General features: G+C 39.1%; 23 protein-coding genes. 9 read left to right on the forward strand and 14 right to left on the reverse strand.

The window, feature by feature from the left end; genetic code table 11:
• The first annotated feature begins 31 nt into the window (after nucleotides 1-31).
• Complete coding sequence (locus CYP05_RS01085; RefSeq protein WP_021093109.1) at nucleotides 32-895, forward strand: VIT1/CCC1 transporter family protein; 864 nt, start codon at nucleotides 32-34, stop codon at nucleotides 893-895.
• Here the strand turns inward: CYP05_RS01085 and ribD are convergent.
• The 11 genes from ribD to CYP05_RS01140 all read right to left on the reverse strand — a co-directional run bounded on the left by ribD (nucleotide 892) and on the right by CYP05_RS01140 (nucleotide 11,891).
• Complete coding sequence (gene ribD / locus CYP05_RS01090; protein WP_103641741.1) at nucleotides 892-1,953, reverse strand: bifunctional diaminohydroxyphosphoribosylaminopyrimidine deaminase/5-amino-6-(5-phosphoribosylamino)uracil reductase RibD; 1,062 nt, start codon at nucleotides 1,951-1,953, stop codon at nucleotides 892-894. The two genes, CYP05_RS01085 and ribD, sit on opposite strands and share 4 nt — an antisense overlap.
• 52 nt (nucleotides 1,954-2,005) lie before the next feature.
• Complete coding sequence (locus CYP05_RS01095) at nucleotides 2,006-3,655, reverse strand: formate--tetrahydrofolate ligase (protein WP_103641742.1); 1,650 nt, start codon at nucleotides 3,653-3,655, stop codon at nucleotides 2,006-2,008.
• A 1-nt stretch (nucleotide 3,656) separates the two neighbouring features.
• Nucleotides 3,657-4,073: a ribosome maturation factor RimP gene (gene rimP, locus CYP05_RS01100; RefSeq protein ID WP_087581120.1), complete on the reverse strand. Its 417-nt coding sequence runs from the start codon at nucleotides 4,071-4,073 to the stop codon at nucleotides 3,657-3,659.
• Nucleotides 4,066-4,431, reverse strand: coding sequence for a 30S ribosome-binding factor RbfA (gene rbfA / locus CYP05_RS01105; RefSeq protein WP_004317240.1), 366 nt, complete (start codon nucleotides 4,429-4,431; stop codon nucleotides 4,066-4,068). Before rbfA ends, rimP begins: the two co-directional genes overlap by 8 nt.
• Nucleotides 4,428-7,085 carry a translation initiation factor IF-2 gene (gene infB / locus CYP05_RS01110; protein WP_103641743.1) on the reverse strand — a complete coding sequence of 886 codons (2,658 nt, stop codon included), beginning with the start codon at nucleotides 7,083-7,085 and terminating at the stop codon, nucleotides 4,428-4,430. Before infB ends, rbfA begins: the two co-directional genes overlap by 4 nt.
• Complete coding sequence (locus tag CYP05_RS01115) at nucleotides 7,072-7,326, reverse strand: hypothetical protein (RefSeq protein ID WP_004317260.1); 255 nt, start codon at nucleotides 7,324-7,326, stop codon at nucleotides 7,072-7,074. The genes infB and CYP05_RS01115 overlap by 14 nt, the downstream gene beginning before the upstream one ends.
• Before the next feature lie 21 nt (nucleotides 7,327-7,347).
• The gene (thrB, locus tag CYP05_RS01120; protein WP_103641744.1) at nucleotides 7,348-8,232 is read right to left on the reverse strand and encodes a homoserine kinase; all 885 of its coding nucleotides are present in this window, start codon (nucleotides 8,230-8,232) and stop codon (nucleotides 7,348-7,350) included.
• An 8-nt stretch (nucleotides 8,233-8,240) separates the two neighbouring features.
• Entirely contained in the window at nucleotides 8,241-8,642 is a 402-nt protein-coding gene (locus CYP05_RS01125; protein WP_103641745.1) for a glycoprotease, read from the reverse strand.
• Nucleotides 8,643-8,683: 41 nt separating this feature from the next.
• The gene (lpxC, locus tag CYP05_RS01130) at nucleotides 8,684-9,568 is read right to left on the reverse strand and encodes a UDP-3-O-acyl-N-acetylglucosamine deacetylase (protein WP_004317248.1); all 885 of its coding nucleotides are present in this window, start codon (nucleotides 9,566-9,568) and stop codon (nucleotides 8,684-8,686) included.
• A gap of 60 nt (nucleotides 9,569-9,628) precedes the next feature.
• Nucleotides 9,629-10,999 carry a M23 family metallopeptidase gene (locus CYP05_RS01135; RefSeq protein WP_004317224.1) on the reverse strand — a complete coding sequence of 457 codons (1,371 nt, stop codon included), beginning with the start codon at nucleotides 10,997-10,999 and terminating at the stop codon, nucleotides 9,629-9,631.
• 61 nt (nucleotides 11,000-11,060) lie between these two features.
• The gene (locus CYP05_RS01140; protein ID WP_009294324.1) at nucleotides 11,061-11,891 is read right to left on the reverse strand and encodes a prephenate dehydrogenase; all 831 of its coding nucleotides are present in this window, start codon (nucleotides 11,889-11,891) and stop codon (nucleotides 11,061-11,063) included.
• Between the two features lie 89 nt (nucleotides 11,892-11,980).
• Here CYP05_RS01140 and bamA point away from each other — a divergent pair, with 89 nt between their 5' ends.
• The 7 genes from bamA (at nucleotide 11,981) to recO (ending at nucleotide 18,652) form a co-directional block, all read left to right on the forward strand.
• Complete coding sequence (gene bamA / locus CYP05_RS01145) at nucleotides 11,981-14,236, forward strand: outer membrane protein assembly factor BamA (protein ID WP_103641746.1); 2,256 nt, start codon at nucleotides 11,981-11,983, stop codon at nucleotides 14,234-14,236.
• Between the two features lie 129 nt (nucleotides 14,237-14,365).
• The gene (gene accD, locus CYP05_RS01150) at nucleotides 14,366-15,283 is read left to right on the forward strand and encodes an acetyl-CoA carboxylase, carboxyltransferase subunit beta (protein ID WP_103641747.1); all 918 of its coding nucleotides are present in this window, start codon (nucleotides 14,366-14,368) and stop codon (nucleotides 15,281-15,283) included.
• 2 nt (nucleotides 15,284-15,285) lie between these two features.
• Nucleotides 15,286-15,741, forward strand: a complete 456-nt coding sequence (locus CYP05_RS01155) for a 23S rRNA (pseudouridine(1915)-N(3))-methyltransferase RlmH (RefSeq protein ID WP_009294328.1) — start codon at nucleotides 15,286-15,288, stop codon at nucleotides 15,739-15,741.
• A gap of 11 nt (nucleotides 15,742-15,752) precedes the next feature.
• Nucleotides 15,753-16,109, forward strand: coding sequence for an RNA polymerase-binding protein DksA (dksA, locus tag CYP05_RS01160; RefSeq protein ID WP_103580980.1), 357 nt, complete (start codon nucleotides 15,753-15,755; stop codon nucleotides 16,107-16,109).
• A gap of 9 nt (nucleotides 16,110-16,118) precedes the next feature.
• Entirely contained in the window at nucleotides 16,119-17,117 is a 999-nt protein-coding gene (locus tag CYP05_RS01165) for a hypothetical protein (RefSeq protein WP_021087570.1), read from the forward strand.
• Complete coding sequence (locus CYP05_RS01170; RefSeq protein WP_103641748.1) at nucleotides 17,114-18,037, forward strand: tRNA dihydrouridine synthase; 924 nt, start codon at nucleotides 17,114-17,116, stop codon at nucleotides 18,035-18,037. The genes CYP05_RS01165 and CYP05_RS01170 overlap by 4 nt, the downstream gene beginning before the upstream one ends.
• Nucleotides 18,038-18,652: a recombination protein RecO gene (gene recO / locus CYP05_RS01175; protein ID WP_103641749.1), complete on the forward strand. Its 615-nt coding sequence runs from the start codon at nucleotides 18,038-18,040 to the stop codon at nucleotides 18,650-18,652.
• Here the strand turns inward: recO and CYP05_RS01180 are convergent.
• Complete coding sequence (locus CYP05_RS01180; RefSeq protein WP_103641750.1) at nucleotides 18,649-19,797, reverse strand: Cj0814 family flagellar-dependent secreted protein; 1,149 nt, start codon at nucleotides 19,795-19,797, stop codon at nucleotides 18,649-18,651. The two genes, recO and CYP05_RS01180, sit on opposite strands and share 4 nt — an antisense overlap.
• 199 nt (nucleotides 19,798-19,996) lie before the next feature.
• Here CYP05_RS01180 and CYP05_RS01185 point away from each other — a divergent pair, with 199 nt between their 5' ends.
• On the forward strand, nucleotides 19,997-20,833 hold the full coding sequence (locus CYP05_RS01185) for a polyribonucleotide nucleotidyltransferase (RefSeq protein WP_103641751.1): 837 nt from the start codon (nucleotides 19,997-19,999) through the stop codon (nucleotides 20,831-20,833).
• A 68-nt stretch (nucleotides 20,834-20,901) separates the two neighbouring features.
• Here the strand turns inward: CYP05_RS01185 and CYP05_RS01190 are convergent, their stop codons facing one another.
• Together CYP05_RS01190 and CYP05_RS01195 are read right to left on the reverse strand one after the other, a co-directional pair.
• Nucleotides 20,902-21,573: a cell surface protein gene (locus CYP05_RS01190; RefSeq protein WP_258031483.1), complete on the reverse strand. Its 672-nt coding sequence runs from the start codon at nucleotides 21,571-21,573 to the stop codon at nucleotides 20,902-20,904.
• A gap of 140 nt (nucleotides 21,574-21,713) precedes the next feature.
• Nucleotides 21,714-22,895 carry a Cj0814 family flagellar-dependent secreted protein gene (locus tag CYP05_RS01195; protein ID WP_103641752.1) on the reverse strand — a complete coding sequence of 394 codons (1,182 nt, stop codon included), beginning with the start codon at nucleotides 22,893-22,895 and terminating at the stop codon, nucleotides 21,714-21,716.
• Between the last annotated feature and the right edge of the window lie 47 nt (nucleotides 22,896-22,942).

The raw sequence follows: 22,942 nt of genomic DNA on the forward strand, positions 1-22,942 counted from the left end.
AAATTTCTAAGCTATAAAAAAGGAAAATTTTATGTTAGATAAAAAACGTGCTTTAAAACAATTACAAAATGAAGCAGATGATGCTGCTATATACTCTCTTCTTGAAGCTAGCGAAAAAGTCGAAGAGAACAAAAAAATACTTCGAAAATTAATCACCGAAGAGAGACGCCACTATGCTTTTTGCCAAAAGATAACTGGTGAGAGTAGAAGCGCAAATTTATTTAAAGTCATCTTCTATACGATACTTGTTAAAATTTTTGGCACATCTTTTACCCTAAAATTTATGGAGTCACGCGAAGAAAATGCTGAGAAATTTTATCTTGACATCGTAGATGAATATCCTGAAGCTCGTGATATTTACGAAGAGGAGATGAACCACGAAAATAGTCTAATATCCATGCTAAAAGACACAAAGCTCGTAAATGCTGGTGGTATCGTGCTTGGCATGAATGATGCTTTAGTTGAGCTAACAGGCACACTTAGCGGCATCGCGCTTGCATTTTCAAATACAAAATCAGTTGGCGCAACAGGCCTTATCATGGGCGTGGCAGCTGCACTCTCTATGGCTGGCTCAGCATATCTCGAGTCAAAAGAGAATCCAAGCGACGAGATAAAACCGCTTACCTACTCGCTCTACACAGGCGGTTCGTACATCATAACAACGGCATTTTTGATACTTCCATTTTTCATCTTTACAAGCGGTCTTTACGCCGTCTTGTCGATGTTTTTCTTTGCGTTAGTTGCCATCATCACTTACAACTTTTATATAAGCGTGGCAAAGGAGCTTAAATTTTTACCAAGAGTGATTGAGATGTGCGTGATAACTTTTGGTGTTGCGATTATTTCTTTTGGCATCGGCTTTTTGGTAAAACACTATTTTGGACTAGATATTTAATCCAAAATTTCATACCAAGTGTAACTATCGTCCCCAAAATTCCCACTAAAAAGTGGTTTTAAATTTAGATCAAGGCTCAAATTTTCACCAATTTTGAAATTTGAGCTTTGATAGATAAGTAGCCATTTTACATTTGCTAGCTTGTCCTCTTTTGCAAGTTTTAAAAACTCGCCAGCTCCTTCAAACATGCAAAGACCTTTTAGATCAAGCTCTTTTTGAATGCTGACTTTGCGATCTGGCACGCTAAAAAGTGGCAATGTTTCATCAAATTTATCACTTCTTGAGTAGATTATGACGTCTGGGTTTTTGCCGTTTTTTATAAGTCTGGTATCGAGCCTTGGTCGGTCTGTCCGCACTGTGTTGCCACCGATCACCAACGTATCTATGACGCTTCTAAGTTTATGCACATGCGTGCGGCTAAGCTCATTTGTGATGATGCCCACACTTGTCACGCCGTTTTTACTAAGGGCTATTTTTAAAAAGCTAAATCCACCATTTTGGTATGCCAAAAATGGCTCAAGAAGCTTATCGCAGCGCTCTTTTAAAACGCCAAATTTAACATTCACTCCAGTGCTTTTAAGTAAATTAGCGCCGCCACTTGCTATTTTATTTTCATCGTAGCTACCAATTATCACCTCGCTAAAGCCAAGCTCTTTTAGCAAATTTGCACAAGGTGGCGTTTTACCGTGATGCGAGCAAGGCTCAAGTGTGACGTAAGCTTTTGCATTTTTTAGTAAATTTGAGTGGTTATTTAATATAAATTCATAGGTAAATTTTGGCTCTAAAAGGCCAAATTCGCCCTCTTTTATATTAGAGCTAAATTTAGCGTTATACGCTTTTATAAAATCATCTTTAAATTTTTCACTTTTTTTGAAAAGCGCAAAGAGTATCGCTGTCGGTTCAGCGTGTAAATATCCAGCCTTTTCATGAGCCTTGCAAGATAAAATTTGCCCATTTTCATCAAGGACAAGGCACCCAACAGCTGGATTTGGATAGGTCAGGATCTGAAATTTCCAAGCCTCGCTTAAAGCAAGATCCATGTAAAATTCGTCGTTCATCCATGCCTCTTTAAAAAAACACACCAGCCTTTGCCAGTGTGTTTTCATAAATTTACGACAAGCCGTCGATCTTGCCGTCTGCGTCTATCTTCATATTGACCGCAGCTGGCACTTTTGGAAGTCCTGGCATTAGCATGATCTTACCGCAAACCGCGACGATAAAGCCAGCTCCCGTTCTAATGTCAAGGTCTTTTACACTAAATGTAAAGCCCTTTGCTCTACCCAAAAGCTTCGCATCGTCACTAAATGAGTACTGAGTTTTTGCGATACAAACTGGTAAATGGCTCAAATTTAGCTCTTTTATCATCTCAAGCTTTTTAAGAGCAGCCTCTTCAAAGACCACCTCGCCAGCTCCATAAATTTCCTTAGCGACCTTTTCGATTTTAGTTTTCGTATCGTCACTCATCTCGTAGGTGAAATTTATCTTGCTTGGCTTATCGCACGCTTTTAAAACTAGTTCGGCAAGCTCAAGCGCACCTTTGCCACCTTTTAAGAAATTCTCGCAAACTGCTACTTCTACGCCAAGCTCACGGCAGTACTCTTTTACGAAATTTATCTCTTCATCAGTGTCAAAGCCAAATTTATTAAGCGCCACAACAACATTTTGACCAAATTTACCTTTTAAATTTTCGATATGCCCACCAAGGTTTTCGATGCCTTTTTTAAGGGCATTCATATCTGGTTTTGTGATCTCGTCTTTGTTTGCTTCGCCGTTATATTTTAGCGATCTGATCGTGCTTACAAGCACCACAGCGCTTGGTTTAATCTCAGCAACCCTGCATTTTATATCTAAAAATTTCTCAGCGCCAAGCTCTGAGCCAAAGCCAGCTTCAGTGATGACGTAGTCGGCTAAATTTAGAGCTGTTTTTGTTGCGATGACTGAGTTGCAGCCGTGTGCGATGTTTGCAAATGGGCCACCATGCACGAGCGTAGGTGTGTGCTCTAGTGTTTGAAATAAATTTGGCTTGATCGCATCTTTTAAGAGTATGCAAACAGCGTCTTGGCAGCCTAGATCACGCACGTAGATAGGCTTTTTATCGCTATCATAGGCGACCATGATGTTTGCCACGCGCTCTTTTAGATCAGAAAGACTTGTGGCTAGACAAAGCACAGCCATGATCTCGCTTGCGGCGGTTATATTAAAGCCATCTTCTCTTGGCACGCCATCAGTTCTGCCGCCCTGACCCACGGTAATAAATCTAAGCGCGCGGTCATTCATGTCCATACAGCGCTTCCATAAAATTTTCTCTATTTTTAGTGGGTTTTCTTGATAGAGGCTGTTATCTATCATCGCTGAAATCAGGTTATTTGCCGATGTTATCGCGTGAAAATCACCAGTGAAGTGTAAATTTAGATCCTCCATCGGCGCAAGCTGCGAGTAGCCACCACCTGCTGCTCCACCCTTTATGCCAAAAACTGGTCCAAGAGATGGTTCGCGAAGTGCTAGGCAGACTTTTTTACCAAGTGAATTTAGTGCGTCAGCTAGGCCGATCGACATAGTCGTTTTGCCCTCGCCATACGGGGTTGGATTAGTCGCAGTGACTAAGATGAGCTTTGAATTTGATGGCTCAAGTCTAGGGGAAATTTTGGCCTTAAATTTACCGTAAAGCTCAAGCTCGTCTTCGTTTAAGCCTAGTCTTGCGGCAACTTTACTGATGTGTTCAAGTTTCGTTTGGTGAGTTATCTCGATGTCGCTTAGCATTTTACCACTCCAAATATGTTTTTGCTTTTTTTATCTCACTGATGTTGATCTCAAAAATTCCCTCTTCGTTTTCTACTGCGATGCTCTCTTCGTTTGCTTTTACAAGCCTTCCTGCAAATTTCTCAGCCTCGGTTTGAACTTTTACAAGCTCACCAACGCTCGCTTTAAAATGAGATGGCTTACTAAGCTTTCTCTCAAGGCCAGGCGAGCTAACTTCAAGGTTATAGTCCCCGCTAACTGGCGGAGTCACGTCAAAGATAGGAGAGAGCAGACGGCTCACTTTTTCGCAGTCATCAAGACTCACCCCACCATCTTTTGTGATATAAACTCTAAAAATAGCCCTACCATTTTCATTTGCGATCTCGCTGTCGTAAAGCTCAACGCCACATTCGCGTACTAGTTTGTCTAAATTATCCATTTTTGTTTAAATCCTTTGAAATTTTATCAAACAACTTATCCATATGGTTTTGATACTCTAATCTATCGTCAAATTTAAAGTGAAAATTTGGACACCTATACCAGCCCTCAGCCGCCATGCAGTGGTTTTGCAAATGCCTGCAAACACGCTTTAGATGCCCCAAAATATACTCTTGCTCGCGCTCATCAAACATCATCTTATCAAGATAGACAAAGGCGTCGTATCTGCCCTTTTTGCACTCGACATCAGTGACACAAAGTCCCTTTAAAATGCTATCTTCAAGAGTAGCTAGAGCCTCTGGTATGAGCTCTTTTAGCACACTCTCTGTTCTCATACGCTTTATTTCGTTAGCGTTCATAGAGTAGCTTTCTCCTTGACTTCTTTGAAACTTTCGATGTAGTCATTTTCTCTGATGTCGTTGAAATTTTCGATGCCAACGCCACACTCGTAGCCTTTTGCAACCTCTTTTACGTCATCTTTGAAGCGTTTTAGTGAGCTAACTAAGCCCTCATAAACGACCACACCTTCTCTAATAAGGCGAATTTTTGCCCCTCTGTTTATCGTGCCCTCAGTGACGATACATCCAGCGATAGTGCCAACTTTTGGCACGTGGATCACTTGGCGAACCTGAGCTTGGCCAAGCTGCTCTTCTCTGATGATCGGCGACATTAGTCCGCCTAAAATCGCCTTCACGTCGTCGATTAGGTTATAAATAACATTGTAAGTTTTTATCTCGACGCCGCTCTCTTTTGCTTTCTCTTTTATCTCGCCAGTTGGTCTTATGTTAAAGCCAAGGATGATACAGTCATTACTTGCGCTTGCAAGTGCAACGTCGCTTTGCGTGATGCCACCAACACCTGAGTGGATCACATTTACCCTGATCTCGTCGTTTGCTAGTTTTTCTAGACTTGCTTTTAACGCTTCAAGCGAGCCGCCAACGTCGGCTTTGATGATAACTGGAAGTGTCTTTAGCTCGCCCTCAGCGATCTTAGCGCTAAGCTCATCGATACTAACCTTTGTACTCTTGCTAAGCTCTTTTTGGCGGATATATTCAGCCTTTTTCTGTGCGTACTCACGAGCTTCTTTATCAGTTTTTACGCCTATTAGCGTCTCGCCAGCCTCTGCTATCTCGCTAAGGCCCACTATCACGCCACATTCGCCTGGTTTTATCTCTTTTAATGGCCTGCCATGATCATCAAGCAAGCTTCTTATCTTACCGTATGCAACGCCTGCTACGACAGTATCTCCAACATGAAGTGTGCCGTTTTCAACGATGATGGTAGCTACTGGACCACGGCCTTTTTGAAGTGAGCTCTCGATAACAGTAGCTTTTGCGTTTGCCTTTGGATTTGCCTTTAGCTCCAAAAGATCAGCTTGTAAAAGCACGATCTCAAGTAGATCATCTATGCCCATACCTGTTTTTGCAGAGATCGGCACAAATTCATACTTGCCACCCCACTCTGTTGGCATGATATCAAGCTCAGCAAGACCAGTTTTTACTAGATCAGGATTTGCTGACTCTTTATCCATTTTGTTTATTGCGATGATTATTGGCACACCGGCGGCTTTTGCGTGACTAACTGCCTCTTTTGTCTGTGGTTTTACGCCGTCATCTGCTGCAACAACGATGATAACTATATCAGTTACACCAGCGCCCCTTGCACGCATAGCTGTAAATGCCTCGTGACCTGGAGTGTCAATAAATGTGATGTTTCTGCCATTTTTATTTACCATATAAGCGCCCACGTGCTGAGTGATGCCGCCAGCCTCGCCTGCTGCTACGCGAGACTTTCTTATGTAGTCAAGTAGCGAGGTTTTGCCGTGATCGACGTGACCCATGATGGTTATGACTGGCGCTCTTGGCTGGAGATTTTCATCATCTTTTATCTCCTCCTCATAGGCTGCTACGTAGTCAAACTCTTTTTGATCGTCGATGATATTTACCTCGACATTAAACTCATCAGCCAAAATTTCTATCGCATCTTCATCCAAAAAGTCGTTTTTAGTTGTCATCATGCCAAGCATAAATAGCTTACCTATGACCTCGCTTGGCTGTTTGTTTAGCTTTTCAGCAAATTCATAAACACGAATTTCTTTTGGGATATTTATCGAAGTTACAGCTTCGCTATTTTGTTTATTTTCAGGCTTTTTGTGTTTTTTTCTAGCTCTTCTTTGTATGCCACCCTCGCCAAACGAATTTATCGTGTTATTGACGGTTGTCTTCATCGCACTTGGCTGTTTTGTCCTTTGCATCGGAGCTGGAGCTGGGGTTTTAAAGCTAAAATCAGGTAGCACCACCACATCTTCATCTTCAAGCACGATGTCACCAAAGTCGCTTCCACCGAGCAAGTCCATCTTCTCAGCGCTATCTTTTTTGCTTACAACTGTTACTTTTTTCTCTTTTTTCTTTTTTCTAGCCAAATTTTCATCGCTAGCAGAAAACATACTCTTAAAATCGCTAATGTTAGTAACAGCCGCCTCAGCCTTTTTCTCCTCTTTTACAGGAGCTGACGCCTCGTAATCTTTTTTCTTTTTAACTATCACAAGGCCGCGTCTTTTTTGGGTCACATCAGCCAAGCTCTCTTTTGGTTTTGGCGCTTCTGCTGGATTTTGCTCGACCTTTACAGGCTCTTCTTTTTTAGGCTCAGTTTTAGGCTTTTCCTCTGAAATTTGCACCTCTTTTTTAGGCTCTGCTTTTACCTTTTCAGGCTTTGGCTCAGCCTTAGTAGCTGCCTTTTTAGGCTCAGTTTTAGGTTTTTCTTCTTTTTTTGCTGGCTCTTTTTCTGCCTCTTTTTTAGACTCTTTTTTTGCCTTTGGCTCGCTCTTTTTCTTTTTAAATTTATCTGGTATTACGCCAGTTTGAACGTATTCATATATTGCTTCAGCCTCTTCAAGGCTCACAGCATTTGAGTGAGTTTTGACCTTTAGGCCTAGTTCTTGAGCTTTTTCTACTATCTCTTTACTTGGGTAGCCAAGCTCATTTGCGATCTCTGAAATCCTAACATTGCTCATTTAAGAGTATCTCCTTTAACTTCGGTGCGTCAAGTCCGAGGGCACCTTTAGTTTGTTTATCAATTATTTTTTTTAAAATTTTGTCGTCTTTTTGCAAACAGCCATCACATAGATAGAAACTGCGGCCATCTCCTTTGCCGCACTCTAAATTCTTGCCTACCAAGCGGTATCTTTTTAGCAAGTTTTGAGAAAATTTAACTTTGCAAGCGACGCATGTCCTTACTGGATTATTTTTATTCATTATACCTTTTTAAACTTGTTTTTAGCTTTGCGTAATTTCGTATCCATCGTTATCAAATGAAAAAATTTCCACTCTAAAATCACTAAATTTACTCTTTAAAACATCTTGTAAATTTTTAGCATCATCTTTGTAAGCGATGTTTAAAAAGCTTGAGCCTGAGCCTGAAAGTGTGCTCATTAGCGCTCCATTTTCATAAGCTACCTTTCGCACTTCAAAAAGCTCTTTTAAAGCGCTCATTCTGTGCTCTTCGTGCATCATATCCTCACTTGCTATCCTCAAAAGATCATATCTTTTTTCATAAAAACAAGATGTCAAAAATGCAGCGTGAGAGAGGTTATTTACACACTCTTTCATGGTGTAGTTTTTTGGCAAAATTTGCCTTGATGATGCAGTGCTCATAGGCTTATTTGGGATGACGACGACTGCTTTTATGTCATAGCTTAAATTTATTTTATTTGCATAAACATTGCCGTTTTTTACGATCGCACTAATAAATCCGCCGTGAACTGCTGGCGAGATATTATCTGGATGGGTTTCATAAATGATAGCTTTATTTAAAACAACGCTTTTACTGGCCTTAAATCCTGCCATCTCATAAGCTGAAGCTATAGCTCCAACGATCACTGCAGAGCTGCTGCCAAGCCCTCTTGAAAATGGGATATTGTTTTCAAAAACTATTCTGAAGTTTTCATTTTTGCCGGTTAGCTCTAAAAAAATTTCATTAAAAATGCTCAGAAAAATGTTGTTTCTTTTTAAATTTGTGCTATCACTTCCCTCGCCATTTATCGAGACAGAGCTAAATTTAGATGGTTCGATCTTTACGCTATTAAAAAGCTTTAAACTAAGTCCTAAAGCGTCAAAACCAGGTCCTAAATTTGCACTTGTGGCAGGGATTAAGATATTCAAATTTTCTCCTAAACAGCTTGGATGATATAATTTGGAAGTGTATCTGAATTTAGTTTTAATTCATCTAAATTTAAAGGCAACACAAATCTCACAGGCTCAACTTTTTCAAGCAAAATTTCGCCATTTTTCAAGACAAAGCTTAAATTTTTATTTGCCCTGATCGCTTCGCCACCATTTAAACTAAAGCCACTAACCGCGTAAAATTCACAGCCCTTTGCCAAAGAAAAAGTTTTCAAGATGACGTAGGCCACCTTTAGCCCCATGAAGCTACCTGGCGTGTTTGCGTAGATGATCTTTGTAATGTTAAATTTAGAGGATAAATTTTCTAGGATTTTTATCAGAGCTTCGCTGACATGCTCGTCAGTTGTGATCTCATCAAATTTTACGCCATCTTTATAGACTCCAACCAAAAGCGGAGTCGATAAAGAGACTACTAAAATTTCAATATTTTTTATGCAAATACCTTTTGATACTCTTTTAAAAGCTCGCCACTAAGCGTTGCGATCTCATAATTTTTCTCATCTGCCATTAAAGCAAGTGTTAGTTTGTGGTTTAGATCGTGGCTGCCCGCAAATGCTGTGTAGTCACCTAGTAAAGGTGCTCCAAGCAAGCTCAAATCACCAACTGCATCTAAAATTTTATGTCTTACAAACTCATTTTCAAATCTCAAACCCTCTGGGTTTAAAATATGCGTATCATCGATAGCCACGGCGTTATCAAGAGATGCGCCAAGGGCTAAATTTTGAGCTTGCAAGCGTTGCAAATCTTTTAAAAAGCCAAAAGTTCTAGCACGAGCGATATTTTTTACAAATGAGCTCTTGCTAAATTCAAAAACATATCTTTGCTCGCCGATAACTGGGTGGTCAAATTTGATCGTATAGTCAAATTTTGGATTTCTTGAAGGCGAAGTTCGCACAAATTTTGACCCCTCAACCACCTCGACCTCGCGGCGGACAAGGATGACTTTTTTACCAGCGTCAAGATGTCTTATACCAGCTTCATCAAGCAACATACAAAAGCTTATCGCACTGCCGTCCATGACAGGAATTTCATTTGCATCAACTGAAATTCTAATATTATCAATGCCGTATCCATTTACAGCTGCCATTAGGTGCTCTATCGTGCTGATAAAGCCCTTTTCGTTGCCAACGACGGTTGCCATTTGCGTATTTATAACGTTTTTAGGCTCAGCTTTAAAACTAATACCAAGATCTTCGCGGTGCAAAATAATACCTGAATTTGCATCAAGAGGTTCTAGTATAAGTCTTATCGGCTCACCCTTATGAAGCCCTATACCAACGGTCTCAACGCGTCTTGCGATAGTAGTTTGTTTCAAAAATTTTCCTTATATTTTTTTGTTCGCTTATGATAGCACTAAAAAATCAAATTTGCAAATTTAATTCTTATCTATCATTGCCTTTGCGGCATCTAAGACGCTTGTCACATTGTCTTTTATCCACTTTTTATCCATCCACTGCTGAGGCCTTACCTCTTCGCCTTGGACCAAAATTCCAAAGTGAAGGTGATCTCCAAGCGCAAGACCGCTCGTCCCAGTTGTGCCTATTTGATCGCCAGCAGCAACCATGTCGCCCTCTTTTACCTTCGCACTTGAGCAGTGTCCGTAAAGTGAGTAAAGTCCAAATCCATGATCGATCACAATATTTAAACCATAAATTCCATTCTCAGATGCTAGCACAACGCGACCTGCATTGCTAGCTATTATCGGAGCTGATGCCACGCTTGCAAAATCTATACCCATATGCCATGACTCACTTACTTGCTCGTTATTATATGTATAGAAACGGTGATCGGCAAAATCAGCTACTTTCTTGCCATTTCTAAGCGGGTAAAATGGAATTATATTAAAGCCATTCGTGATGTCAGTATCGACGTTTGAAGTAAGTGCTGTTATCTTCTCTTCGTTTGAATTTCTTAGTGTTTCATTGACAAATTTCATCTTCTCAAGCCTTGAAAGAGCGTTTGGATCTTTGGCATACTGATCTGTTAGATCAACGATCTTTCCGTCTAAAAATCTATCATTTAAAGCAATGGTTGAAGTTTTGTATTTTACATTTTCATAAAAATATCTCACGTGAGATTTGCTTTCATTGCCCGCAAAGTCTCTTGCGATGACCTCAGCGCTAAAGTTTTCAACCTGCACTGGCCAAGCAACGAGTGCTGCGTAAAAGCCCTCTTTGTAAAATGGCACGGCCTTAAATTTCTTACCAAAATTTGTCTGGACATAGACCTCTTTTAGCTGATTGTCAGTCGCTCTAAAGACAACAACTGCGCTACCGCCTTTTGAGATAGAGTAAGACTGAGAAAGCACGTAAAGATCAGGCTTAGAGGTATCAAGCACGACTTCAACTTTTTTGCTTGCTTTATTGCCTGTAAAAAAGCCCCATTTGCTAGTATCAACCGCTTCTATGCTCATCTCATAAGTATCTTTTTGAGCAAAAAAGCCAGTTTTTGGGAAGGTTAAATTTACATCAAGCTCAGTGCTTGGATTTTGTATGATTTGATTTAGTAAATTTAGGTCATTTTTGCCGTCATTTATGCTGATGCGCACAAATTTTATACCGCTGTCATCTTTAAATTTGATATTCATAGGCGAGCGAAGATTCCAATAAACCTTATCAGCAACGCCGATAATTGGCTCGTTTCGCTCAAAGTCTTTCGACATCAAAGCATATCCAAAGCCACCAGCTAATATCAAAACAAGTAAAACTACAACAATACCAAAACCGCCTATTCCACGTCTATACATATATTATTACCTTAAATTTTATTTGCGAAATTTTACATTTAATCAATAAATTTTTAGTTAATTACAAAATTTCTCTTACAGCTCTAGCTTCGCTCATCCAATCAAAAAGCTCATCCCAGCGTTCATCTTTTATGAGATCTTTGCACAAATTTAGCTCTTTTTCAAACATATTTATCGCGGCAACGACATTATTTTTATTTTGCTTAAAGATATCACTCCACATAAATGGCGAACTCTTTGCGACACGTATCATGCCCTTAAATGTCGGTCCGCCAAGTGCAACGATGTGCCTTTTATCCTCTTCTTTTAATATCCCGCTAGCAAGCGAAAATGCAATAGCATGAGGCAAATGCGAGATAAGACCCACGTGATGATCATGCTCTTTTGCACTCATGAAAATGATCTTCATACCAAGGCAAGAAAATAGCTCAACGCTTCTTTTTACATGTTTTTCTGCACTCTCAGCAAAGTCGCAAACTATGACAGTAGCCCCTGTGTAAAGCGACTTAAATGCAGCCTCAGGTCCAGAGTACTCAGTACCTGCCATCGGGTGAGCTGGGATGAAATTTTTGCGAATTTTCTCTGGAACGGCCTCGATGATCTTTTGCTTAGTCGAGCCAAAATCGATGATCGTCGTATCTTCGCTAATGTCAGTTAAATTTTGCACAATGCTTACGATAGCCTCAACTGGAACAGCCAAAAAGATGATGTCACACTTCTTTTTCATCTCATCGATGCTTAAAATTTCATGCACCAAGCCAAGTTCTAGCGCTTTTTTGCTGTGATTTTCATCTTTATCATATCCGCTGACACATGAGATTAGTTTTTCATCTTTTAACGCAAGACCAAGTGAGCCACCCATAAGACCAAGTCCGATGATACCTATTTTCATAAAAAACCCTTAAAATTATAAAATTTAAATTTTTTCAAAATAAAATATGATATTATACGCACTTATACTAAAACTCTAGGTTAAATTTAATGAAAAAGAAATTATTTTTACTAGCACTAGCTTTAAGCGGTCTAAATGCACAAACAATTCAGTCAATAAATTTCAAAGGTCTAATCCACCTTTCTCCTGATGTAGCCACGCAGATAATGGGGCTAAAAGTCGGTCAAGAGCTAACGCCAAAGCTTAGCGATAAGGCTATAACAAATTTATACAAGCAAAATTATTTTGATGATATCTACATAGAAGATACAGGTAATGGCAATCTTTTAGTAAAAGTAAAAGAGAAGCCAAGCGTAGCTAGAGTCGATCTAAAGGGCGTTGTGACAAACGACAAAACTGCGATCGAATCGCTAATCAACATAAAACCTGGCAATATGTATGATGAGCTAACTATCGAAAAAACAAAAGAGAGAATTCGCCAGTATTACGAGTCAAAGGGTTACTTTGACACAGTTGTTGATGTAGAAAAACAGCCAGTTGCAGACAATGATAGCTCACTTTTCATCACTCTAAATATAAACCGCGGCGAAAATATGATAATCAAAAAGGTAAATTTAGTCGGTGCAAAAGAGTTTGACTATGACGATATTGAGCCAGTTGTTGCAAACAAAAGTAGAGAATTTATGGGTTGGCTTTGGGGCAGAAACGACGGAAAAGTTAAACTTTTCGAGCTTGAAAATGACCCAGCAAGAATTCAAGATAAATATTTTCAAAAAGGCTATTTAGACGCGACTGTTTCGTCACCTTACCTAAATGCGTCATTTGATAACTACACAGCTGATCTTACATACTACATCCACGAGGGCGAGCCTTATAAGGTTTCAAATGTAAGCATCACAGCACCAGAAGAGCTAGGACTTGATACTAAAAAGATCATAGATGACTTTAGGCTTGAAGCTGGTGATACGATGAATTCAGCAAGACTTCGCCAAGATATGAAAAAGCTTGACGATATGGTCGCTGACAAGGGTTATGCATTTGTCAAAGTCTATCCAAAGACTGATAAATTTGATGAAAATAAAACAGTTGATATCGACTACGAAGTTGATCCTGGCGAAAAAGTATATATAAGAAACGTTCAAATTTCAGGAAACGATAGAACAGTTGATCGTGTCGTAAGACGTGAGCTATATCTAACTGAGGGAAATTTATATAGCAGAACCGACCTTCAAGACTCAAAAGACGCACTAAAAAGAACAAGCTACTTTGATGATGTCGAGATAGAAGAGGATCCTGTTGATAAAAACACAGTCGATCTAAAAGTAAAAGTAAAAGAGGCTTCAACTGGCTCGATAAGTGGCGGTATCGGATACGGAAGTAGTGATGGCTTGCTACTAAATGCTGCACTTTCTGACACAAACATCTTTGGCTCTGGCCTTCAAGGACAAGTAAGCGTAGATAAGAGTGATAGAGAGCTTTCAGGTCAGATAAGTCTTACAAATCCAAGAATTTTTGACTCAGAGTATAGCCTTGGCGGAACACTCTATGCAAACGACTATGACTGGAGAACATATAAAGAGAGAAGCTATGGCTTTAGCACAACGCTTGGTAGAAAATTAACCAGAAATTTAAGTGCATCACTTACTTATAACATCGAGCAAAGTAAAGTTACTCTAAAAGATGACAAACTAAGAAATATAAATAAAGACACAGGAAAAGAAATTTATAGAGAAGGCAAGGCTATAAAAAGCGCTATAACTCCGGCTTTAACATATAATAACACTGATGATTACTACTTGCCAAGACGCGGTATCATAGTTAGCACATCATTTGAGATAGCAGGACTTGGCGGCGATATGGATTTTGTTAAAAACCGCACAAATTTCAACTACTATCTAGGTCTTAGAGAGTACATAGACTACGATCTTATCTTAAGATATAAAGCAAGCTTTGGCAAAATTTGGGAGAGAGGCTATACTCCTATCAACGAAAGGCTTTACCTTGGTGGTATAAGAAGCTTACGTGGTTACGAGAGCAGAACCGTATCTCCAAAAGTAAAATATAATGGCGACTACTATGAATACGGCGGCGAAACATCATTTAACAACTCAGTTGAGATGAGCTTCCCTATAATAGAGCGTGTCAAAATGCGTGGCGTTGTATTTTACGACTATGGCATGATCGGCGAAAATAGCCTAAATGAGATAAAAAGATCATCAGTTGGTACAGGTATCGAGTGGATAACACCGATCGGACCACTTCAACTAATCTTCGCAAAAGCTCTTAAACCTAAAGAGGGCGATGATACAAATACATTTGAATTTACTATCGGAAGACGCTTCTAACAAGATACTTTTAAGGGGTTAGCTTGCCCCTTAAATCCCCCGCAAACAAACAAACTTTAAATCATATAAGAAAAAGCAAGGCTAACATTAGATATAATCCCACAATTTTTAATATAAGTGGGTAAAAAGATGAATTTCTCAGACATTTTTTCAAAGATAAGAAAAGCTCAACCTCGTCCAGAAGAAGCACCTACACACTGGGTAAAATGCGACAACTGTCACTCACTGATGTATTACAAAGAAGTTGAAGCTTGTTTTAATGTATGCCCAAAATGCGGCTACCACATGAGATTAAAAGCTGATGATCGCATAAATTTGATCTGCGATGAAGGTAGCTTTGTAGAATTTGACGCAAATTTAAAACCAGTAGATCCTTTAAATTTTGTCGATAAAAAATCATACAAAAAAAGAATCACAGAAAATAAAGAAAAAACAGGACGCACAAGCTCAGTGATATGTGGCGAAGGCAAATGCAACGGGCAAGAGATCCAGCTAGTTGTTTTTGACTTTGGCTTCATGGGCGGCTCACTAGCTTCAGTCGAGGGCGAAAAGATCGTAAGAGCGATAAAACGCGCGATCGAAAAACGCCAAGCCTTAATCATCGTAAGCGCATCTGGCGGCGCTAGAATGCAAGAGAGCACATTTTCTTTGATGCAGATGTCAAAGACTTCAGCAGCCCTAAAACTTCTTGATGAAGCAAGGCTCCCATATATTTCTATCCTTACAGATCCTACGATGGGTGGCGTTAGTGCATCATTTGCATGGCTTGGAGATCTAATAATCGCTGAACCTGGCGCACTAATAGGCTTTGCAGGACAAAGGGTCATCAAACAAACCATAGGCGCTGATCTTCCAGAGGGCTTTCAAAGGGCTGAATTTTTGCTTGAGCATGGCCTCATAGATGACATCGTGCCAAGAAGCGAGCACAAAAAATATCTAAGCGATATGGTTAAATTTCTTACAAACAGCAAAGCTATGATCTCTAAAAGTGAAGTGACAACTCCTAGCGAAGCTGGCTTTGAACTAAAGCTAAAAACCAAAGGGTAAGTTTGGAAATTTCGGTTTTTAGCATTCAAAAATCATCGCGTGACAACTTTGAAAACGAGATACAAGAATATATAAAAATGAGTGCAAAATTTGCCAAGATAAACGACAAAATCATATTTAATGAAAAGATAGCAAAGGCTCAAAGCAGTGGCAGAAGCGATGCGCTAAGAGCTTATGATGAAATTTACGAGCCAAATTTAAAAGGCTTTTGCGTGATGCTTGATGAAAATGGCTCACAGCTTGACAGCCAGGAATTTGCTCAAATTTTAAACTCAAATTCACAGATCAATTTTTTCATAGGTGGAGCTTATGGGCTTAGCCAAAATTTAAAAAACAAGGCACAAAAAGTCGTAAGCTTAAGCAAGATGACTATGGCGCACAAAGTCGCCAAGCTCGTACTTTTTGAGCAAATTTTTAGAGGGCTTTGCATAAATGCAAACCACCCATATCACAAATAAAGGAATATAAAATGACTCAAAACGAGCTAAATTTTTTCAAAAAGCTACTTGAAGAGCGAAAATTACAAATCAAAAAAAATATTTATGACTCATCAGTTGAAGTAAGCGGTTTAAGAGATAGTGGCGTAAGCGATGAATTTGACATCGCTTCAGTAAATACCGACCAGCTTATAGAGCAGTCTATCTCAACCCAGCAACGAGCTGAGCTTCACGAGATCGACGAGGCGCTTGAAAAGATAGCAAACAAGACTTATGGAATTTGTGACATGTGCGAAGAGGAGATCGGCGTCCCTCGCCTAAAAGTAAAACCGCATGCAAAATACTGCATAGCTTGTCGTGAGATAATAGAAAAAACAGCAAAAAACTAAGGAGAAAATATGAAAACCAGAAAATTTCTCGTCTACTGCATCATCTATACAGCAGTTGTTGCAGGACTTACCTATTCTCTTAATAGTTCAGACTTCACCTTTGAGCTCTTAGGTCAAGCCATAACCTTGCCAGTAGCTGTCTGGGTGGCACTTCCAGTAGCTCTTTTGGCACTCCTTGCCCTACTTCACATCGCATATCACGGATACGCCTTTTATAGATATAAAAAATGGATAAAAAAAGATAGCCAGCTCTACAAAGACCTTGCAAAAGAGACACTTCTTGGCTTTGAGAGCAACAAAGACTTTAAAACCGACACTTACAAGATCGCCTCACAGCTCACTCGCTCTATCTCACCAGTAGGCGAGCTTAAAGATGTTGGCGTTGATGATGGCGAGATAAACAACATCTTACAAACCATAAAAAGCATAAAAAACAAAGAGATCGTCGATCTAAAGAAATTTAGGCTAGCAAAAGATAGCAAGCTAAACATCCTAAATGAGCTAAACAAGATCGAGCAGCTACCTACTTACTATCTTGACGTGCTTAAAAACCAAGAACAAAACGAGAGCCTTAAAAAGGCAGCCTTTAACAAGCTCATAAAAACAGCCTCATTTAGCGAGATCAAAAAAATTGATCCAGAGTTAGCAAGCGAAGATATAATGACCATTATCACGCGTTTTGTAAATGATGAGATCGACCTAAGCAGCGATGAAATTTTCGATCTTTTAAACAACGCAAAAGTGACAAAAGCACAATACGACAAAGCAGCCATAATGCTTAAAAATAAGCTAAAACCAGATGCATTTATCGGCATCTTTGAGAAGCTAAAAAGCATCCATGCTGACGCTGATGAGGCCTACGTATATGCGTTATTTGAGCTTCAGATGCTTGACAAAGTAAGAGAAGCCATCGAGGGTAGCGACCCTGATGAGTTTAAAGAGATAAAGGTTTTACTATTTTTACGAGACAATGGCAAAATGGTGCCTAGCTCGCTATTTTTTAAATGATAGACTTTAGTAAAAAGCCACTTTTCTTAGCGCCACTTGCTGGCTTTTCTGACCTACCGTTACGAAGCGTCGTCAAGAAATTTGGCTGCGATGTCACTGTTAGCGAGATGATCAGCGCAAATGCCTTGGTCTATGAGAGCAGTGACAAAACCCTTGAAATGCTTAAAAAACCCCCAAACGAAGAGCCCTACGTCGTCCAGATAGCTGGTAGTGAAATAGAAAATATAAAAAAAGCCGTGCAGATAATCAATAAATTTGATGGGATTTACGGGCTCGATCTAAACTGCGGCTGCCCCGTGCCAAAGGTCGTTAGACAAGGCGCGGGATCGGCTTTGTTAAATGATCTTGACAAACTTCAAAGCATAATCTCAGCCATAAAAAGCGCCTCAAACAAGAAGAGCCTAAGCGTTAAATTTAGACTTGGCTTTAACGACAAAAATGAAGAGAAAATCGCAAAAGCCTGCGAAGAAGCCGGCGCAGACTATATCGCAGTGCATGGGCGCACCAGAGCTGGCGGATACAGCGCAAAGGTTGATTACGAAGCGATCGCTAGAGTAAAAGCAAGCGTAAAAATCCCAGTCGTCGCAAATGGCGATATAAACGCACAAAATGCAGATGAAATTTTAAATTTCACAAAATGCGACGCCATAATGATCGGCAGAGCAAGCATCGGCAACCCTTGGATATTTCACGAGATAAAGACCAAAACCAGTGTGGATAAGGCGCTAAAGCAAAAAATCATCCTAGCTCACTTTGACGCTATGATCGAGCACTACGGCGAGCACGGACTTTGCATATTTAGAAAGCACCTCCACCAGTACAGCAAGGGCATAGACGGCGCAACGACCTTTAGAAACGATGTAAATTTCATCAAAGATATGGTAGCGATGAGAGAGCGCATAAGGGAGTTTTTTGCCTAGATGCAAGGCTACATCCTGCGCGTGCAAAAGGTCAGAGACGAGGACCTTTTAGTCTTTGTGCTAACGCCAAATTTGCTCGTAAAGTCGTATAGATTTTTTGGCGCACGACACTCAAACATCATGACTGGCTACAAGATCGACTTTGAGCTCGAGCAAGAGGCGAAATTTCTACCAAAGCTTAGAAGCATACTTCATCTTGGCTTTAAATGGCTGCTAGAGCGTGACAAGCTCATCATTTGGCAGCAGTTTATGCGCCTACTTTATGATCATCTAAAAGAGGTCGAACAGCTCGATGAAATTTACTTTAACGAGCTTGATCGCTGTGCCAAACAGATGCAGCTGCAAAATCCAAAACGCCTCATCATCGAAAGCTACGTCAAAATTTTAGAGTATGAAGGCAGGCTTCACAGCGAGCTTGAGTGCTTTATCTGCGACGATGAGATAGAAAGCGAGCTTTGCTTAACTCGTGGCTTTTTGCCCTCTCACAAGCACTGCCTTGATAGGAGCGAATTTGACGCTAGCAAGATCAAAAATTTATTTGACACAAAAAGCACGATCGAGCTAAACGACGATGAGATAAACCGCCTTTATAAGATTTTACTTGACGGACTTTAGGCTTTTACCTTCGTCCTCTCATCAAATTCTTTTAAAACATCCATTATCTTACTTGCTAGCCCCTCGAGCGTGTGATCTTTTTTAAGCTCTAAATTTCTAAGCTTTAAAATCCTAGCTAGTATATCTTTTAGATCTTTCTTGCCAGATAGTATCTCATCATAATAAGCCTTTGGTATGCCCATCTCGCTTCTATCTTGTTTTGTAAGTATGAGTGTGTCTCTATATACATTAAGAGCCTCGTCAGTTATCCTTGTTGTGCCACCTTGCAGCACAAGACCTTGCTCGTTTTTTAAAAATGCTACAAAGATTTGCTCCTTTGTATAGCCTTGTTCATTGTCATATACAGACATATCAGGTTTAAAGTCATATCCAGCACTACTAACCCACATATAAGGGATAGTATGCTCAGTTGTCATCACTTCTGGAGAAAAGTCAAGGAAATTTCCATTGACTTCTACATTTATATCTTTTAGATCATTCATTAATTTACGTGCATCGTCTGCATCTTGTGCTGTTCTAAATACATGAGTTACCTTTTCATTGCTTCTATCAGTTAGCCCATCTATCTCATCGCTAGTCATCCTATCCATTAGATATTCGGAATAATCTATTTTTTTATCTTTTGAAAAGTAGCCCTTTGGCATCTTTGCTAGATCTTCATTTGAGTAAAACTCTTTACCCTTGCTAATAACTCCAGCTGAAATTTGATCAAAAATTTTATAGTATTGCTTTATGGTATCTGCTAGATCGATATTTGCAAAGCTATCCTCTCCAAACAGAGCATTATCTTTTTTTGTATTCATTGAAAAATTTGTATAGTTTGGATGTTTTTGATTGTGTAGCACTATCGCATCAAGTGTGCTTTTGTGAATTTTAAAGTCCTGCGGCAAGCCTGCAGCCTTGTTAAAGTCAGCCCCCATAAATCCTTTAGCATCTACACTATATCCATAACCCTCTTGTGAAGTAAATTTAGCCTGATAAAGAGAGTCGATACTACTAGATGAAACAAAGTCATTTTTAGGAATAGTGGTTTGGCTGATCGAATTTATATTTGGAGTGTTAGGCAAGAAATTTGCAAAGCCTTCGCTTTTTGTATGTTTTTGGTAGTGCTGTTTTGTTAAGATGGAGTTATAAGAGACTTTCATAGCTTACTCCTTGAAATTTAGCTTCAAAGAGTAAGCAAAAGTTGTGCCGAAAATTTTTATCAACAGAGGAGCATTTTGTGTAGAGATAAATCATATATAAACTAAATTGTTTAAAAGACGATTTACAAACTAAGAAAATTTCACTCAAACAAATTTTGAAAAATCGTTGAGTAATTTAAAATTTACTAAGGATAGTAAAATGCAAATTTCTAGCTCACCATATCCTTATCTGTCTAGAGAGCATATAGCTAGTGAGATGGGGTTTAAATTTAACGATATAAACGAAATACTTAGTAACGATATGGGATATGGTATGAGCTTTCCTAAATATGCAAGGCTTGATAGAAAAGCTCAAGCTGCAGCTTATGATAGACATATATATCCACTATCTGGCTTTACAAAAGGCGATGAAGCAAAAGTCACTATCATAGGAAAGCTCAGAGGCTATGATCCTGACTTTACAAGTGAGCAGCTATCAGATCTTAAAAATTTCATAAATGAAAGCAAGGGTTTATTTGTAGAATACATACAAGGTCAGCAAGCAAAACCAGACAATGATAAGCCAAAAATTTTAAGAGATACCCCATACACTGTAAATGAATTTTTAAATGAATATCGTGGCGATCGCCAGTTGCTATTTATGCAAAACTCAAGGACTGTTGATCTGCTTGATAGCGATATGAGCGTTGATGAGTTTAAAGAGGAGTGGGCTAAATATGCACTAAAAGAGCGGTTTAATATAACTTTATCTGGCGAAGATGCTAAAAACGCTGTCAATATACTAAAAGAGATGAATGAAAAAGGTCTTCAGGATATAGAGAGCGTTGAAGAAGAAAAAGACGATACCAAAGAGAAAAAATTTACTCCTATCCAAGCTGAAAGCAAAAATACTGAAACTTATGACATTACTAAGGATGAGAAATTTTCATATTTACTTAAGCTTCAAGAACTTGAGAGAGAACGAGGTATCGATGTGCTTCGTATCATGCAAAAACTTGAAGAAAATGGCAAAAAGGTTGTCGATAAAAAGGTTTAAATTTATCTTTATATCTAGCACAAGTCGCTACTAAGTTACTCTATGACAAGGTCGTTCTGCTTTATTTATCAAGCCATCTTGTTTAAAATTTGCTTCTTATCTATCTTTTGCATAAGCTCTAAGACATCTATGCCTCTTTTTTCTTTGAAATTTAAAAGCTCTCTTGCATAGAGAAATTTTTGATCCTTGTTTATATCATAGGTCTCATACTTCTTCTTAACCTGCATAGGTTTAAATTTCTTCTCGCTTTGCTCTTTGGCTAAATTTGCATTGTATTCTTGTTCTTCTTTGTGTAGTTTGGCTAGAAATTCTTTATGCTCTTTCGTAGTTTTTTCTACATCTTCTTTATAAAGCTTTTTAAACTCTTCTATGCTTAGATCAGCTCTAACAAACAATGCAGCACCATCATTGCTCATCATAGTGCCTTCTGGAAATGATTTTACAAAGGCTTCTAGTTCTGCCTCCTCTTCTGCTGTGCCAAGACCAATCATAAAGCCAATTATTGTTGGCTTGCCATCAACAGAGTTTGTAAGTAGCCAATCCATATAGCTTTGTAACTCTCCAACTCTAAATTCTTCCATAGTTTCTGGAGGATATTTTGATGCTAAAGCTCTTCTTTCTTTCATGGGGTAATCAGATAGCATATTATCTATTCGATTTATAGTATCTGTTATCCAGCCCTCTTTACTTTGGTCTATATCAATAAATTCTTTTACATTATCAGTCCAGGGTCTAAACATATACTTTGAGTAGTCAAATTTTTCTTCGATGACGCTTTTATCTTGCTTGCCTTCTTTGGCTACATTTTCTTTTTGGATAGTGTTATCTTGTATCGGTGTGTTAAAGTCCGTTTATGCTAGTTATCATTTTAACTTCCCCTTTACGCCTTTATATCAACATCTCTTTTTATACCAAGCATATCTACTAGATATTTTCCAGCTGGATTTTCATTTAGCTCTTTTACTAAATTTAAAGGTGGCATGCTAAATTTCAAAAAGCTATCCATAAAGTCTTTGCTCTTCTTGCCATCTTTATCTATCTCACCAAAAAGTAGCTTTAGCATTTTTAGATTATGCTCCATCATCTTTTTAAATGAGAGTTCGTCTTCTTCATATCCCCTACGCCTATCTTCAGGAGTGCTGACAAAGCCACTTTGTAAGTCGATATAGACAAAGTCTCTTTTAGATCTGATGTAGTCTTGCATATATTTAGGCATGCCAGCTATGTCATTATCAGTAGCATTTATAAAGCCAGGTCCAAATTTCATCTCACCCATTAGATCAAACAGCTCAAATGCTCTATTAAATTCTTTACTATCTACGCTCTTATCATAGCCTTCTCTTTTGCCTTGTGCTGTTGTCTCGCCCTCTCTCACATCAAGGTTGCTATTTATAGCAGCTGCTAAAAGTCCGCCTTTAGTTATTGAGCCATCTTTATTAGTGTATTTCTCTCCATGCGGATCCATAAATACACCAATGACCGTATTTTCTTTGCCACCATTGTTGTTGTTAAAGATATCTGTTGTTGGCTTTAATGGCTGCCTGCCGTCTCCGCCATCAAAGCTTGGGTTGAAAAAAAGCGTGCTTATCATCTGCTTATTTGACTCTTTGCCGTTAAAATCAGCCGCAGCCGAGCCAAATTCATGAATGGAGTTATGGATCTTGGTTACTTGCATACTTTGGCGGTTATACTCAAAGCCTTGAGGGAAATTTCTTATCTCATCTAAGCTAAAGCTATCTTTTGAATTTAGCGTGTCTTCGCCAACTACTTGTGAGAGGATTTTGTAGGCATTATTTACGGTTTTTAGTATATCGATGCTGTCAAATGTCCTTTGCATATAGTCAGGCTGCGTCTCTATCCTGACTAAAGACTCCAGCGTGCTTGAGTGAATTTTATAGTCACTTGGTATGCCAGCTTGCTTGTTAAACTCATCTGTAAAGTAGCCATCTTTATCTACCTTGTAGCCTAAAACTAGAGAGCTCGTTTGGTTGGTGGCAACTTTGGTTGATACCTTTATGTTCTGCTCTAAATTTAAGGGGTAGCTACCAAGTGCGTTTATCATCTAATATCCTTTTAGCTTCATGCTAAAGATATCGTCTTTTTTGTGAA

The organism is Campylobacter concisus, assembly GCF_002913545.1.
GTDB lineage: Bacteria > Campylobacterota > Campylobacteria > Campylobacterales > Campylobacteraceae > Campylobacter_A > Campylobacter_A concisus_AV.

Coding starts and splice junctions, on each gene's coding strand:
- CYP05_RS01085 (WP_021093109.1), top strand. CDS start 32: ATGTTAGATAAAAAACGTGCTTTAAAACAATTACAAAATGAAGCAGAT.
- ribD (WP_103641741.1), bottom strand. CDS start 1,953: ATGAACGACGAATTTTACATGGATCTTGCTTTAAGCGAGGCTTGGAAA.
- CYP05_RS01095 (WP_103641742.1), bottom strand. CDS start 3,655: ATGCTAAGCGACATCGAGATAACTCACCAAACGAAACTTGAACACATC.
- rimP (WP_087581120.1), bottom strand. CDS start 4,073: ATGGATAATTTAGACAAACTAGTACGCGAATGTGGCGTTGAGCTTTAC.
- rbfA (WP_004317240.1), bottom strand. CDS start 4,431: ATGAACGCTAACGAAATAAAGCGTATGAGAACAGAGAGTGTGCTAAAA.
- infB (WP_103641743.1), bottom strand. CDS start 7,085: ATGAGCAATGTTAGGATTTCAGAGATCGCAAATGAGCTTGGCTACCCA.
- CYP05_RS01115 (WP_004317260.1), bottom strand. CDS start 7,326: ATGAATAAAAATAATCCAGTAAGGACATGCGTCGCTTGCAAAGTTAAA.
- CYP05_RS01135 (WP_004317224.1), bottom strand. CDS start 10,999: ATGTATAGACGTGGAATAGGCGGTTTTGGTATTGTTGTAGTTTTACTT.
- CYP05_RS01140 (WP_009294324.1), bottom strand. CDS start 11,891: ATGAAAATAGGTATCATCGGACTTGGTCTTATGGGTGGCTCACTTGGT.
- bamA (WP_103641746.1), top strand. CDS start 11,981: ATGAAAAAGAAATTATTTTTACTAGCACTAGCTTTAAGCGGTCTAAAT.
- accD (WP_103641747.1), top strand. CDS start 14,366: ATGAATTTCTCAGACATTTTTTCAAAGATAAGAAAAGCTCAACCTCGT.
- dksA (WP_103580980.1), top strand. CDS start 15,753: ATGACTCAAAACGAGCTAAATTTTTTCAAAAAGCTACTTGAAGAGCGA.
- CYP05_RS01165 (WP_021087570.1), top strand. CDS start 16,119: ATGAAAACCAGAAAATTTCTCGTCTACTGCATCATCTATACAGCAGTT.
- CYP05_RS01170 (WP_103641748.1), top strand. CDS start 17,114: ATGATAGACTTTAGTAAAAAGCCACTTTTCTTAGCGCCACTTGCTGGC.
- recO (WP_103641749.1), top strand. CDS start 18,038: ATGCAAGGCTACATCCTGCGCGTGCAAAAGGTCAGAGACGAGGACCTT.
- CYP05_RS01180 (WP_103641750.1), bottom strand. CDS start 19,797: ATGAAAGTCTCTTATAACTCCATCTTAACAAAACAGCACTACCAAAAA.
- CYP05_RS01185 (WP_103641751.1), top strand. CDS start 19,997: ATGCAAATTTCTAGCTCACCATATCCTTATCTGTCTAGAGAGCATATA.
- CYP05_RS01190 (WP_258031483.1), bottom strand. CDS start 21,573: ATGTTTAGACCCTGGACTGATAATGTAAAAGAATTTATTGATATAGAC.
- CYP05_RS01195 (WP_103641752.1), bottom strand. CDS start 22,895: ATGATAAACGCACTTGGTAGCTACCCCTTAAATTTAGAGCAGAACATA.